Origin of the sequence: Tepidamorphus sp. 3E244, assembly GCF_046159835.1 — a bacterium.
Taxonomy (GTDB): domain Bacteria; phylum Pseudomonadota; class Alphaproteobacteria; order Rhizobiales; family Tepidamorphaceae; genus JACKJK01.
The window spans coordinates 908,285-920,807 of the sequence record NZ_JBJXCY010000002.1; the positions used below are offsets into that span (position 1 = coordinate 908,285).

10 protein-coding genes are annotated in these 12,523 nt (G+C 65.6%); 7 read left to right on the top strand and 3 right to left on the bottom strand.

Annotation, left to right across the window (positions count from 1 at the left end; all coding sequences use genetic code 11):
• The first annotated feature begins 16 nt into the window (after positions 1–16).
• The 3 genes from cobT to ACKTEK_RS13100 all read left to right on the top strand — a co-directional run bounded on the left by cobT (position 17) and on the right by ACKTEK_RS13100 (position 4,404).
• On the top strand, positions 17–1,894 hold the full coding sequence (cobT, locus tag ACKTEK_RS13090; protein ID WP_409165736.1) for a cobaltochelatase subunit CobT: 1,878 nt from the start codon (positions 17–19) through the stop codon (positions 1,892–1,894).
• Entirely contained in the window at positions 1,891–2,874 is a 984-nt protein-coding gene (locus tag ACKTEK_RS13095) for an esterase-like activity of phytase family protein (RefSeq protein ID WP_409165737.1), read from the top strand. The genes cobT and ACKTEK_RS13095 overlap by 4 nt, the downstream gene beginning before the upstream one ends.
• A gap of 111 nt (positions 2,875–2,985) precedes the next feature.
• Complete coding sequence (locus ACKTEK_RS13100) at positions 2,986–4,404, top strand: Hint domain-containing protein (protein WP_409165738.1); 1,419 nt, start codon at positions 2,986–2,988, stop codon at positions 4,402–4,404.
• Positions 4,405–4,466: 62 nt separating this feature from the next.
• Here ACKTEK_RS13100 and ACKTEK_RS13105 read toward each other — a convergent pair whose 3' ends face one another.
• Positions 4,467–5,090, bottom strand: a complete 624-nt coding sequence (locus ACKTEK_RS13105) for a queuosine precursor transporter (RefSeq protein ID WP_409165739.1) — start codon at positions 5,088–5,090, stop codon at positions 4,467–4,469.
• Between the two features lie 25 nt (positions 5,091–5,115).
• Positions 5,116–5,400 carry a 50S ribosomal protein L28 gene (rpmB, locus tag ACKTEK_RS13110; protein ID WP_409165740.1) on the bottom strand — a complete coding sequence of 95 codons (285 nt, stop codon included), beginning with the start codon at positions 5,398–5,400 and terminating at the stop codon, positions 5,116–5,118.
• 443 nt (positions 5,401–5,843) lie between these two features.
• On the opposite strand from rpmB, the gene ACKTEK_RS13115 reads away from it, so the two are divergent.
• The gene (locus ACKTEK_RS13115; RefSeq protein WP_409165741.1) at positions 5,844–6,668 is read left to right on the top strand and encodes a DUF3108 domain-containing protein; all 825 of its coding nucleotides are present in this window, start codon (positions 5,844–5,846) and stop codon (positions 6,666–6,668) included.
• 70 nt (positions 6,669–6,738) lie between these two features.
• Here ACKTEK_RS13115 and ACKTEK_RS13120 read toward each other — a convergent pair whose 3' ends face one another.
• Entirely contained in the window at positions 6,739–7,482 is a 744-nt protein-coding gene (locus ACKTEK_RS13120) for a class I SAM-dependent methyltransferase (protein WP_409165742.1), read from the bottom strand.
• A 969-nt stretch (positions 7,483–8,451) separates the two neighbouring features.
• On the opposite strand from ACKTEK_RS13120, the gene ACKTEK_RS13125 reads away from it, so the two are divergent.
• The 3 genes from ACKTEK_RS13125 to fdxA all read left to right on the top strand — a co-directional run bounded on the left by ACKTEK_RS13125 (position 8,452) and on the right by fdxA (position 12,236).
• A complete protein-coding gene (locus tag ACKTEK_RS13125) occupies positions 8,452–11,469 on the top strand; it encodes a helicase-related protein (protein ID WP_409165743.1) in 3,018 nt (1,005 codons plus the stop codon).
• Positions 11,466–11,798, top strand: a complete 333-nt coding sequence (locus ACKTEK_RS13130) for a S4 domain-containing protein (RefSeq protein WP_409166159.1) — start codon at positions 11,466–11,468, stop codon at positions 11,796–11,798. The genes ACKTEK_RS13125 and ACKTEK_RS13130 overlap by 4 nt, the downstream gene beginning before the upstream one ends.
• Positions 11,799–11,897: 99 nt before the next feature.
• The gene (gene fdxA, locus ACKTEK_RS13135) at positions 11,898–12,236 is read left to right on the top strand and encodes a ferredoxin FdxA (RefSeq protein ID WP_409165744.1); all 339 of its coding nucleotides are present in this window, start codon (positions 11,898–11,900) and stop codon (positions 12,234–12,236) included.
• Positions 12,237–12,523 lie beyond the last annotated feature (287 nt).

Below are 12,523 nucleotides of genomic sequence, written 5' to 3' on the forward strand. Positions count from 1 at the left end.
AAGGCGGGTTTGCGGCATGGCGAGTGACGGTGGATCGCGGAACCGGGAAGCGCCGAACGACGCGTTCAAGCGCGCCCTCGGCACGACGGCACGCGCGGTTTCGCAGGACCGCGAGCTGACCGTCAATTTCGGCGGCGACCGGCCCGGCCAGTCCGGCGACATCATGCGCCTGCCCGAACCGCCGCGCACCATGACCGCGCAGGACGCCGCCGTCTCGCGCGGTTATGCAGATGCGATGTCGCTGAAGCGCGCCTGTCACGACGCCGATTTCCACCGCCGCATCCTGCCGCCCGGACGCAATGCCCGCGCGATCTACGAGCATGTCGAGCAGGCCCGCGTGGAAGCCATCGGCGTCAACCGGTTCGCCGGCATGGCCGGCAACCTCGACGCCATGATGGAGGACCGCTGCGCCAAGCTGCGGCTCGACCAGCCCACCCAGCGCACCGATGCTCCGCTTGAGGAAGCGCTTGCCCTGATGGTGCGCGAGGCCGTCAGCGGCCGCCCGACGCCCAAGAGCGGCGAACGCACGGTGGACCTCTGGCGCGACTGGATCGACGAGCGCGCGGCAGCCGAAATCGCCAGGCTGCGCGACAATGTCGAGGACCAGACGGCCTATGCCGACATCATGCGTGACCTGATCGTCGCGCTCGACATGTCGGATGAGCTCGGCGAGGCCGAGGAGGACGAAGACACCGAGGGCGATGACGGCGAGGCCGAGGACCCCGGCACCGAGAGCGACGAGAGCGAGGACAGCCAGGACGGCGAGACCGACAGCGCCGAGAGCGGCGAGTCCGAAGGTGGCGAGGAAGAGGTCGAGTACGACGCCGCCGAGTCCCAGATGGACGACATGCTGGGCGACGCAGACGACGCCGACGGCGAGGACGAACCGCAGCCCTACCGCCCGCCGTTCCCCTATTCCAACGCTGTCTTCGATGACTATTCCGTCTACACGACGAAGTTCGACGAGGAGATGAGCGCCGAGGAGCTTTGCGACACCGAGGAACTAGACCGGCTGCGCAGCTTCCTCGACAAGCAGTTGCAGAGCCTGCAGGGCGTCGTTGCGCGCCTCGCCAACCGGCTGCAGCGCCGTCTCATGGCGCAGCAGAGCCGTGGCTGGGACTTCGACCTTGAGGAAGGGCTGCTCGACACCGCACGCCTCACCCGCGTCGTGACGGACCCGATGCAGCCGCTCGCCTTCAAGCGTGAGCGCGAGACTGATTTCCGCGACACCGTCGTCACCCTGCTGATCGACAATTCCGGCTCCATGCGCGGACGGCCCATCACGGTCGCCGCGACCTGCGCCGACATCCTTGCCCGCACGCTGGAGCGCTGCGGCGTGAAGGTCGAGATCCTCGGCTTCACCACCCGCGCCTGGAAGGGCGGGCAGTCGCGCGAGACGTGGCTTGCCGACGGCAAGCCCGCAAATCCGGGCCGCCTGAATGACCTGCGCCACATCATCTACAAGTCCGCCGACACGCCCTGGCGGCGCGGGCGGCGCAATCTCGGCCTGATGATGCGCGAAGGCCTGCTGAAGGAAAACATCGACGGCGAGGCCCTCACATGGGCGCATCAGCGGATGCTGGCGCGGCCCGAGCACCGTCGCATCCTGATGATGATTTCCGATGGCGCGCCGGTCGATGATTCAACGCTCTCGGTGAATGCCGGCAATTACCTCGAACGCCATCTGCGCCGCGTGATCGAGGACATCGAGACGCGCTCGCCGGTGGAACTGATCGCCATCGGCATCGGCCATGACGTGACGCGCTACTACCGCCGCGCCGTCACCATCGTGGATGCCGAGGAGCTCGGCGGCGCGATGACCGAGAAGCTCGCCGAACTGTTCGAGGAAATGCCCTACCGTGGTGAAGGCAGGTCGGGCCGGCCCGCCGCATGAGGCTGGCCGCCGCACTCGCGCTCGCCGCCGTTCTCGCCCTGCCTGCACACGCGCAGGAAAGCCCCCTCACGATTTCCGCCACGCCCATCGAGATCTTCGACACGACGGCGACCGACAAAACCACCTTCGGCCAGTTGCGTTGGCTGGGTGGCCTCGTGCTGACCTCCGAGGACGAACGCTTCGGCGGCATTTCCGGCGTCGCGCTGTCGGCTGATGGCACCGCACTCACTGCCGTGAGTGATACGGGCGACTGGCTGCGTGCCCGCCTTGAAAGCGCCGACAGCCGGCCCATCGCCCTGCGCAGCGCGGTGATGGGCCCGCTGCGCGGGACCGACGGCGCGCGACTGTCCGGCAAGCGGCAGTCGGATGCGGAGGCGATCAGCCCCATTCCCGGCATGGACGGCTTTGTCGTCGGCTTTGAACGCAACAACCGCCTGTTGCGCTATGCGGGGGCGGAAAACCCGATTGCCGGAACGCCGGGCGAAATGCCGGTGCCGGATGATTTCCGCGACCTGCCCGAGAACAAGGGGCCGGAAGCCATCGTCGTCCTGCCTGCGGAGGATCAGTCGGGCCGCGTGATTGTCGCCATCGCCGAGCGCGCCGTTGACGGGTTGCTGAGCGGGTTCATCCTCGGGCGCGGCGAATCGGGCCGCTTCAAGGTGAAGGCGCACGAAGCATTCGACGCGACTGACGCCGCACTCGCCCCCAATGGCGACATCCTGCTGCTGCAGCGCCGATTCTCGATCCTCACCGGCCCGAGCATGGCGATCAGCCGGATCGCGCGCGAGGATATCGCCGACGGAGCAACCATCGAACCAGAACTGCTGATGGCAGCCGACGCGACGCAGGAAATCGACAACATGGAAGCGCTCGGCGTGCATGAGAGTGAGAATGGCCGCACGATCCTGACGATCCTGTCCGACAACAACTTCAATTCCCTCCAGCGCACCGTGCTGCTTCGCTTCGAATGGGTGCCATGACCTGTTGCGGGGAAAGTACAGTCGGATGAACAACTGAACCTGCGCGGTGAAATCGTCTAGGCAGGAATCAGCTGCCTTGGTACTGAGAATCCAGCAATGAGGGGGCTTCTCATGATCGGTTTCACGTCGCGTGCTTCGGCATTCAAGGCAGCCTTGCTGTCATCCACGGCCATCGGCCTTCTCACTGCAACGCAGATCGCGGTGGCACCAGCTCATGCGCAGGATGCAGGCTCGCTGCCGGCCGTTTCCACGTTCAACGCGAAGCTCGGTATCGCCGCAGGCGTGACCTACAGCGACGATGTCGATGTCGGCGGCTTGTTGTTGTCCCCTGCGGGCCGCAATTCGCTCGAGGAAGCCGGAAAAGACGAACTGGCGCTCTTTCTCGCCTCCTTCACCGCCCCGGTCCACCATCGCTACGGCGTCCAGCTTGATGTCGCAGCCGGCGTCGAGGATGACGCCTTCGTCGGCGGCATCGGCGGCCATTTCTTCTGGCGCGATCCCGACATGGGCCTTCTCGGCATCACTGGTGCCTATGCGGTGAACGAGAACGACTTCAGCGTCCAGCGGTCGGTGGGCGGCATCGGCAGTGCAATCGTCCGGATCGACAGGCAGGAAATCACCCAGCTTGCGGCGGAGGCGGAAGCCTATAGCGGCAATTTCACCTTCCACGGCCTCGCCGGTTACCAGTGGGGCGAGAATATCGAGGAAGGCGCCTTCGCGCGCGGTGGCATCCGCTACTACGCCACCGAGAATTTCATGCTTGGTCTCGGGGCCGGTGTATCTGAAGAGATCGGCGGCTTCGGCACGGCGGAAGTGGAATATCTGGCCACCAATCGCGTGTCGGTCTTTGCCGATGTCCGCACCGAGTTCGACACCTACTTTCAGGGCCTTGCGGGCATCCGCGTCTATTTCGGCCCCGCCGACACGCTGATCGCCAAGCATCGCCAGGACGACCCGTCCGCCAACGCCGCGCAGGATGCGCTGGCCGGCATGCAGCCGACCACGACGATCACCGACTTACCGGATTGCTGCTTCACGCCCGACACGATGATCCTCATGGCCGATGGGACGACGAGGCAGATCGTCGACGTGCGCGTGGGCGATCTCGTCCTCGGCGAGGGCGGCAACGTCAACCGCGTCATGGAAATCGAGACGCCCTGCCTTGGCGCACGCAAGCTCTTCGCCTTCAACGGCGGCGCACCGTTCGTCACGGCAGAGCATCCGTTCATGACCCGGGCGGGATGGAAGTCCATCGATCCCGACGCGACCTTCGCCGAGACGGGCCACTTCCGCGTCGGTTCGCTGACAACTGGCGACGAGCTGGTTGTTCTGGAACAGGTCACCGCGCGCGCCATGCCCATCGCATCGGGCGCCAGCGAGACGTTCGTCGAAGCGGTGATCGAGACGGCGCACCTGACGCTGGCGGAGATTTCCGCCCACGAGGACGAAGCCGAACGCACTGTCTTCAACCTGCGGCTGGACGGCAACCACACCTACTTCGCCAACGCGTTCCTCGTCCACAACAAGTAAAAACGGGCGGCTCCGCTCGGAGCCACCCGTCTTTCAATCTCTTCAGGAATTGCGTGAGCTGGTCAGGCGGGCTTGGCAACCGCCGGCGTGACGCGGCCCATCAGGGCGCGGAAAGGCACCAGCATGGCAATCGCGAACATCATCTTGACCAGCCAGTCGCTGACGGCCCAGCCGACCCAGACCGGCGCGCTCATGCCACCGGCAACGGCGTAGCCCACGACGGGCAGACCGCTGCCGGCGAATGCCAGCGTGAAGAACAGCGCGGTATCAACCGCCGAGCCGATGATCGAGGAGACCAGCGGCGCCTTCCACCACTTGTCGGTGCGCAGCCGGTCAAAGACCGAAACGTCGAGAAGCTGCGCAACGAGGAAGGCCGAACCCGACGCAAGCGCGATGCGCGGCGTCGCCAGCACGACCGACAGGATCACCGCGAGGATGAAGCCTGCGAACACGACCTTGCGGGCGCGCGCCGCGCCGAGGCGGCGGTTCGTCAGATCGGTGATGAGAAAGGCGACGGGGTACGCGAACGCGCCCCAGGTCAGGTAATCCTGAAGCCCGAAATGCACGAACGGAAACTGCACCGCGTAGTTCGACAGCGCCACGACGCCGCACATGGCGGCGACCGCAATCAGCATGTCGCGCGCAAGGGTCCCGCCGTTCGGCGAGATGGCAGAATGCTGGGTCATGGACTGTTCCGCCCGGAAGTTGTCGTCAGGCCTGCTGGGCGCCTGCGAGTTCCTTCTTGATGGCGCGGGCGCGATCGGAAAGTTCGACGTCCTTTGCCTTCATCAGGAACTTGTCGATGCCACCGCGATGCTCGACGGTGCGCAGGGCGGACGTCGAGATACGGAGGCGAACCCGGCGGCCAAGCGCTTCGCTGAGCAGCGACACGTTGACGAGGTTCGGCAGGAACCGGCGGCGGGCCCTGTTGTTTGCGTGACTGACGGTGTTACCGGTCATCACGCCTTTACCGGTGAGTTCGCAACGGCGAGCCATGTCTTTGTTCCTTGCAATGCCGGTCCTGGGCGCAACCACATCGGGTACGGCGGCGCGCCGCTTGGACCTTGATCGGGTCTTTAATGGAATTCGGCGCGAACGAATAGTCCCCGCGCGCCAATGCGTCAAGTCTCGGGCGCGTAAACAAACGTGATCGGTCGCTCCGGTGACACCCCGTTAGGGTTAACATGTTCACAACCATCCGCCCTTACAGTGTCCATATTGCCGCGTAGCGCTTCCCGCAAGGCAGGGCACTGACCGGGTCTGATTCGGGGCAGCGCGTTGGCAAACTTGAAGTGTCCGTTTCCGTGATGACGCGGAAACCGAGTTTGGAGCGCCCAATGGCGAACGTGTCCCTTTCCCGCGTTTCTGCGGGACCCAATCGGAATTCCGTTCTTCGCAAATTCGTGCAGTCCGTCCGGCTTCCCGCCGCGGCGTGTGTCATGGCGCTCGCATCATTCGGCGCGCCGACCACCGCGCAGGCCGCATCCGACGGGCATTTCGCGGTTGGCTACACCGTCACGCTCAATGGCCTCGCGCTGGGCCGTGGCTCCTTTGCGGGCCGCACCGGCGGCGGCGCTTATCGGCTTCGGGGTGATGCAAGCCTTGCCGGCATCGCCAACTGGTTCTTCGACTACAAGGCGTTCGGCGAGGTCGACGGCCGCCTCGGCGACGACAATCACCGCCCGCGCAATTTCGGCTCCACCGCAAGCGACGGCAAGCTGAAGCAGACAGTCGCCATGTCGTTTGCCAAGAACCGCGTGCGCGACATGGAGCTCAATCCGCCGGATCGTCCGCTGCCCGGCCGCGTCAACCTGAAGTCCGGCCACATGCGCGATGTCGTCGACCCGATGACTGCGCTCATCATCACTTCGACCGCCAAGGATGGCGCACTGCGCCCGGCCGACTGCAACCGCCGCATCCCGGTCTTCAACGGGCGCGAGCGCTTCGATTTCGTGCTCAAGTACAAGAGCGGCGCCAATTTCGTCGGCACGCGCGGCAAGACCTACAATGGCCCCGTCATCATCTGTCAGGCGCTCTACAAGCCTGTCGCTGGCCACATGACGGGCCGCAGCGACGTCTCCTATTTCGCCAGCCAGAAGGGCATGGAAGTCTGGCTTGCGCCTGCCGGCAACACCGGTATGCTCGTGCCGGTCCGCATGGTGGTCCCGACCCCGGTCGGCACCGGCATTGTCAGCGCCACCAGCTTCAGCGCGTCCTATGACGGCGTGGCGCACACCTCCTCGACGAAGCGCAAGAAGAACTGAGCTTTCTTCCCAAGTCTGTATCGCACGCGGCCCTGCTCTCTAAAAGAGCGGGGCCGTTTTCAGTTTGGCCTCACGGCGCGTCGGCCACCACCAGCCGGTAGCCGCAATCGCGCGCGCCAAGCGCCAGGAGATGGCCATAGCGCGTCTCCCACACCCCGCTGTCGATATCCGAGGAAAGGCTCGCCAGCTCGCTCGAGATGTCCCCCAGCGCCCAGAACGGCGACATGGCGGAACGCACTCGCTCATCGAGATAGGCACGTGGCCTGCGCCAATACGCGGCGAGGAACCCGTCCGTGCAATCGTGCGGGACCGGAACAGGCGATACCGTGACCGGACCGAGCCAGCGTCCGAAATCAGCGAGCTGCGGCATGTGCCCTTCATCCAGTTCGGCCAGCGCAGGAAAATAGTCGAGCAACCAGAAATCGCGGAATGCCGGGTCATAGGTCAGCACCACGACCCTGCCCCGGCTGACACGGCGCATCTCGGCAAACCCGCGCGCCTTGTCCGTCCAGTGATGCACGGTCAGGACGGCCATTGCCGCATCGAAGCTGTTGTCGGCAAACGGAAGACCTTCCGCGCAACCCTGCACCGCAGGGGCCGAGCCCGCCGGACGCTGCGCGATCATCTTCGCGGAGGGTTCGAGCGCCGTCACGGCCCGGCCCTGCGGCTCGTACGACCCGGTGCCCGCCCCGACATTGAGAACGCGCGTAGCCTCGCCCAGCGCGGCATCGATCTGCGCGGCGATGCGTGGATCGGGCTTTCGCAATTGCGCGTAACCCACGCCGATCGTGTCGTAGAGGTTGTTCACCGCCATCTCTCCAGTCCCGCTGAGACACAGGAACATACCCGCAACAGCGCGCGGGTCAGTGATTCGTCCACGCCCTGTTCCACCTTTCCACCCGTGTCTTGCGGGACCGGGTCAGAGCCACCGTTTCAACCGTTAACGTGACCAGTCGAATTGTCCACTTTTGACTCAGGGTCGATTCAACATCTGGGGCCTGTGCGCCGCGCTGAACAAGATGTGGAGGGGAACGAAACTGGAATCAGATCGGAGTCAGCGATTCGGGCCCGTTTCGTTCCCACGTTGTTCGACTCCGTTAATTCACCCCGCAAGCTGTGCTGTTGCGGAACACATCGAGCGCCAGTCAGGCGCCCGATCCGGTGCCGCGTTAACACCGTGACGCGGCCAGCCTCGCCCGGCCAACTCGATGTCGCGAGGCCGCAAACGCCGTCCACCACGTCCGGGAGTCGTGTCCGCGACCGCGACGGCGACCCCGGTGACATCTCTCGATGGTCCATTTGGCAAGACGGTCGAGCGCGCGTTCGTCCCGCCGCGACACGCGAACAAGTCCGCAACACGCGGCAGGTCGGTGATTCGTGCACGGCTTGTTCCGCCTTCAACCCGGAACCTTGCCGCGCAATCTCCTGCTACGCGGGGCAAAGGTTAACGCCGGGCGTGCCAGCGCGTCGTCGGCGCCGGCACCGGGATCAATATCTGGGCGGTCTGGAACCCGCGGGACAACATGTGGAGGGGAACGAAACCGGAAATTTCGTGTGATCGCTGATTCGGGCACGGTTCGTTCCCGCGCTGTTCGAATTCCTTAATGACGCCGGCTTTGTGTTTCGCTTCGGTACAATTCGAGCCTCGAAAACCCGCAAGTCTCCCGCGAGCGCATGGCCGCCTTAACGCCTTGGGCCTGTACCTTGGCGCCCGCGCGACTTAAATGTTGAGGACCGGCACAGGCCGGTGCCCCGCTCCCCCAAGCCTGATCGCGCCAGCCCCGTGTCCACCCCAAGCTTCCATGATCGCAACGCGCTGCCGCGCAATCTGCGCGCGCGCGGCGTGACGGCGGTGCTGGGCCCGACCAACACCGGCAAGACGCATTACGCCATCGAGCGCCTGCTCGCCCACCAGACGGGCATGATCGCGCTGCCGCTGCGCCTGCTGGCGCGCGAGGTCTATGGCCGGATCGTCGAGAAGGTCGGCGAGGACAAGGTCGCGCTCATCACCGGCGAGGAAAAGATCCGCCCGATGAACCCGCGCTACTGGGTGGCGACCGTCGAGGCGATGCCGCTGGACGTGGACGTGGCATTTCTCGCCATCGACGAAGTACAACTGGCCGCCGACCTGGAACGCGGCCACGTCTTCACCGACCGCATCCTCAACCGGCGCGGCGCGCACGAAACGCTGCTGCTGGGCGCGCAGACCATGCGCCCGATCCTCGAACAACTGATCCCCGGCCTGCACGTCACGACGCGCCCGCGCCTGTCCGAGCTAGTCTATACCGGCGCACGCAAGATGACGCGGCTGCCGCCGCGTAGCGCAATCGTCGCGTTCTCCGCTGAAGACGTTTACGCCATCGCCGAGCTGATCCGCCGCCAGCGCGGCGGCGCGGCGGTGGTTCTCGGCGCGCTCTCCCCGCGCACCCGCAATGCCCAGGTGGAGCTGTACCAGTCGGGCGAGGTGGACTTCCTCATTGCGACCGATGCCATCGGCATGGGGCTCAACCTCGATGTCGACCATGTCGCCTTCGCCGGCTCCCGCAAGTATGACGGGTTCCAGTTCCGCCATCTGAACCTAGCCGAGATGGGGCAGATCGCAGGCCGCGCCGGCCGCCACACCAAGGATGGCACCTTCGGGGTGACGGGCCGCGTCGGCGACCTCGATCCCGAAACGGTCGAAAAGCTCGAAGCCCACGTCTTCCCGCCCGTTCAGGTGCTGCAGTGGCGCAATCCTGATCTCGACTTGAAATCTTTGGAGCGCCTTTCCGCCTCGCTTGCGCAAGTACCGCAGGAAACCGGGCTGACCCGCGCGCCGGGCGGCGACGATATCCGCGTGCTGGAAACCGCCGGCCGCGACCCCGACATTCGCCGTATGGCCGAGCAGCCCGGTGGCACGTCGCGGCTTTGGGATGCCGCCCGCCTGCCCGATTATCGCAAGATCGCGCCGGCCCATCACAGCGACATGGTGCTGACTCTCTACCGCTTCATCATGCGCGAGAAGACGATTCCGGAAGACTGGATTGCAGCGCAGGTTGCCGTTTGTGACCGAACCGATGGCGATATCGACACGTTATCTGCCCGGATCGCGCATATCCGGACGTGGACATATGTTGCAAATCGTCCCGATTGGCTAGAAAACCCTGTTGCCTGGCAGGAATCGACGCGCGCACTGGAAGACAAGTTGTCAGATGCGCTGCATGAACGCCTGACGCAACGTTTCGTAGACCGGCGGACAAGCATGCTGACCCGCCGACTGAGGGAGAAGACCTTGCCGGATGCCGTGATCGACGCCGAAGGCGGCGTCAGCGTCGAAGGACAGCACCTGGGACGCATCGAGGGGTTCAGGTTTACCCCTGACAGTTCCAGCGACCCGAACGAGGCTCGCGCTCTCAAGTCGGCTGCCGAAAAGGCGCTGGCGAGCGAGATCGAGCGTCGCGCAGGCGCGCTTGCCGAAAGCCCGCCCGATCACCTCGCCGTCGCGCCCGACCTGACGGTGACGTGGCACGGGGCCGCTGTGGGCCGGCTCGTGGCCGGTGACCAGCCGCTGAAGCCTCGCGTCAGCCTCATCGCCGACGAGCAGCTCACCGGGCCGGCGCGCGAGCGCGTGCAGGAACGTCTCGAGCGCTACGTCGCCATGACGCTGACCAACACGCTCAAGCCCCTGTTCGACATGCAGGACGATGCCGAGATGCCGGGGCCCGTGCGCGGCATCGCGTTCCGGCTGGTGGAATCGCTCGGTATCCTGGAGCGTGCGCCCATCGCCGATGAGATCAAGGCACTCGACCAGGACGCCCGCGCAACCCTGCGCAAGCACGGCGTGCGCTTCGGGGCGTTCCACATCTTCGTGCCTGCGCTGCTCAAGCCCCAGCCGCGCCAGCTCGCCGCCCAGCTCTGGGCGCTTGATGCCGGTGCCGCCGCAGGCGTCAGTCCGCAGGAGATCGAGACGCGGCTCGTGCCCGAACTCGTCGCCAGCGGACGCACTTCGCTGATCCGCGAAGCCGCCATTCCCGACGAGATCTATTCGCTGCTCGGCTTCAAGCCGGTTGGCAAGCGCGTCGTGCGCATCGACATTCTCGAACGCCTAGGTGATGCGATCCGCGAGGCGATGGCGTGGCGGCCGCTTTCCTCCGCCCCGCAGCCCGAGGGCCATGTCGACGGTTCGAGCTTCCGTGTCGCCCCGAACATGACCTCGCTGCTGGGTTGCAGCCACGAGGACATGGCCGAGGTTCTCACCAGCCTTGGCTTCCGCAAGGACCGCCGCCCCGCGCCGCAACCGGCGACGGCACCGGAAGCCGGTGCCGAGACGCCGGCTGCAACTGAGGCACCGGCAGGCGAAGCCGGCGAGGTTGCAGCAACCGGTGAAGCCGCCCCCGATGCAGCCCCGGCCGAACCCACGGCCGAAGCAGCCACCGCCACGACCGAAGCCAGCGACGCCACAGCAGGCGGCACCGCCGCGAGCGAGACCAGCGCTGAAGCAACCGTAGAGGCGAGCGAAGCGGACGATGCCGGTGACGGCATGATCGAGGTCTGGCGTCCCGGTGGACGGCGTTCCGCCGAGCGTGGCCGTCCGCCGCGCCGCGACCGTCCCCAGCAGGGCCGGCAGGGCAAGGATGGTGACCAGCAGCGCCCGCCGCGCAGCGGCAAGGGTGGCAAGGGCAACCAGAACCGGGGCAAGGGCCCGCGCAATGCCGGTGCCGCGCCCGGCGGCGGCAAGCCACGGCAGGAACGCAAGGCGGACCCGGATTCGCCCTTTGCCAAGCTCGCCTCGCTCAGGAAGGACCTCGAGGGGAAATCCTGACGCAGCATCCGCTCGCACCACCCGTTCCGACCCAGCGCGCCGACCTCTGGCTGTGGCATGCGCGCCTTGCGCCGACGCGCACCCGCGCAGCCAACCTGATCCGCGAAGGTGCGGTTCGCATCAACAAGGTTCGCGTGCGCAGGCCGAGCGCCACGGTGAAGCCGGGAGACGTCATCACCCTGGCCGCTGCCCGGCACATAAGGGTGATCCGGATCGAAGCCATCGCCGGCGCGCGCCAGGGCGCAACGAAGGCGGCCTTGCTGTTCAGTGAAATCGCCACCACCCGCATGCCGCAGCCGGTTGGCGCGGATGCGGCACAGGACACATGATCGTGTGACTATTGCTCGCGGCTTCCGGCTCGTTTAAGTCGTTTTCGCGCCGCCAACGAGCATGTCCGCACGTTCGAAACCGGAAACGAAGGATGTTTCATGACCTATCTGGTCACTGACAACTGCATCAAGTGCAAGTACACCGACTGCGTCGAGGTCTGCCCCGTCGATTGTTTCTACGAGGGCGAGAACATGCTCGTCATCCATCCCGACGAGTGCATCGACTGCGGCGTGTGCGAGCCCGAGTGCCCGGCCGAAGCGATCAAGCCGGACACGGAGCCTGGTCTCGACAAGTGGCTGATCGTCAATACCGACTACGCGTCCAAGTGGCCCAACATCACCCAGAAGAAGGACCACCCGGAGGACGCCGAGAAGTTCGACGGCGAGGAGAACAAGTACGAGAAGTACTTCTCCGAAAAGCCGGGCAGCGGCGACTGATCCGCGCCGCACGGCCGGCGCGTCGACCTGACGCGCGCGTTAACGCTCTTCCCGCACCGCAGCACGCCGAGTTTCTTTTCGGCGCGTTTTATGGTATTGTAACCAATTGAACGTGCTTTCTACGGCCACGGCGAGTGTACACAGGAACTTGCACCACTCCGGTCAACCAGTAACTTCCCCGCAACGGACAGCGATCGCTGCTTCGAACGGGTAAGCCTTGGTCATCGCCGCGACTGCGACCTCAAAGCACTTAAAAACCCGCCCCGCCGATGGGCTTCTTAGGGTGA

Coding starts and splice junctions, on each gene's coding strand:
- cobT (WP_409165736.1), top strand. CDS start 17: ATGGCGAGTGACGGTGGATCGCGGAACCGGGAAGCGCCGAACGACGCG.
- ACKTEK_RS13095 (WP_409165737.1), top strand. CDS start 1,891: ATGAGGCTGGCCGCCGCACTCGCGCTCGCCGCCGTTCTCGCCCTGCCT.
- ACKTEK_RS13100 (WP_409165738.1), top strand. CDS start 2,986: ATGATCGGTTTCACGTCGCGTGCTTCGGCATTCAAGGCAGCCTTGCTG.
- ACKTEK_RS13105 (WP_409165739.1), bottom strand. CDS start 5,090: ATGACCCAGCATTCTGCCATCTCGCCGAACGGCGGGACCCTTGCGCGC.
- rpmB (WP_409165740.1), bottom strand. CDS start 5,400: ATGGCTCGCCGTTGCGAACTCACCGGTAAAGGCGTGATGACCGGTAAC.
- ACKTEK_RS13115 (WP_409165741.1), top strand. CDS start 5,844: ATGGCGCTCGCATCATTCGGCGCGCCGACCACCGCGCAGGCCGCATCC.
- ACKTEK_RS13120 (WP_409165742.1), bottom strand. CDS start 7,482: ATGGCGGTGAACAACCTCTACGACACGATCGGCGTGGGTTACGCGCAA.
- fdxA (WP_409165744.1), top strand. CDS start 11,898: ATGACCTATCTGGTCACTGACAACTGCATCAAGTGCAAGTACACCGAC.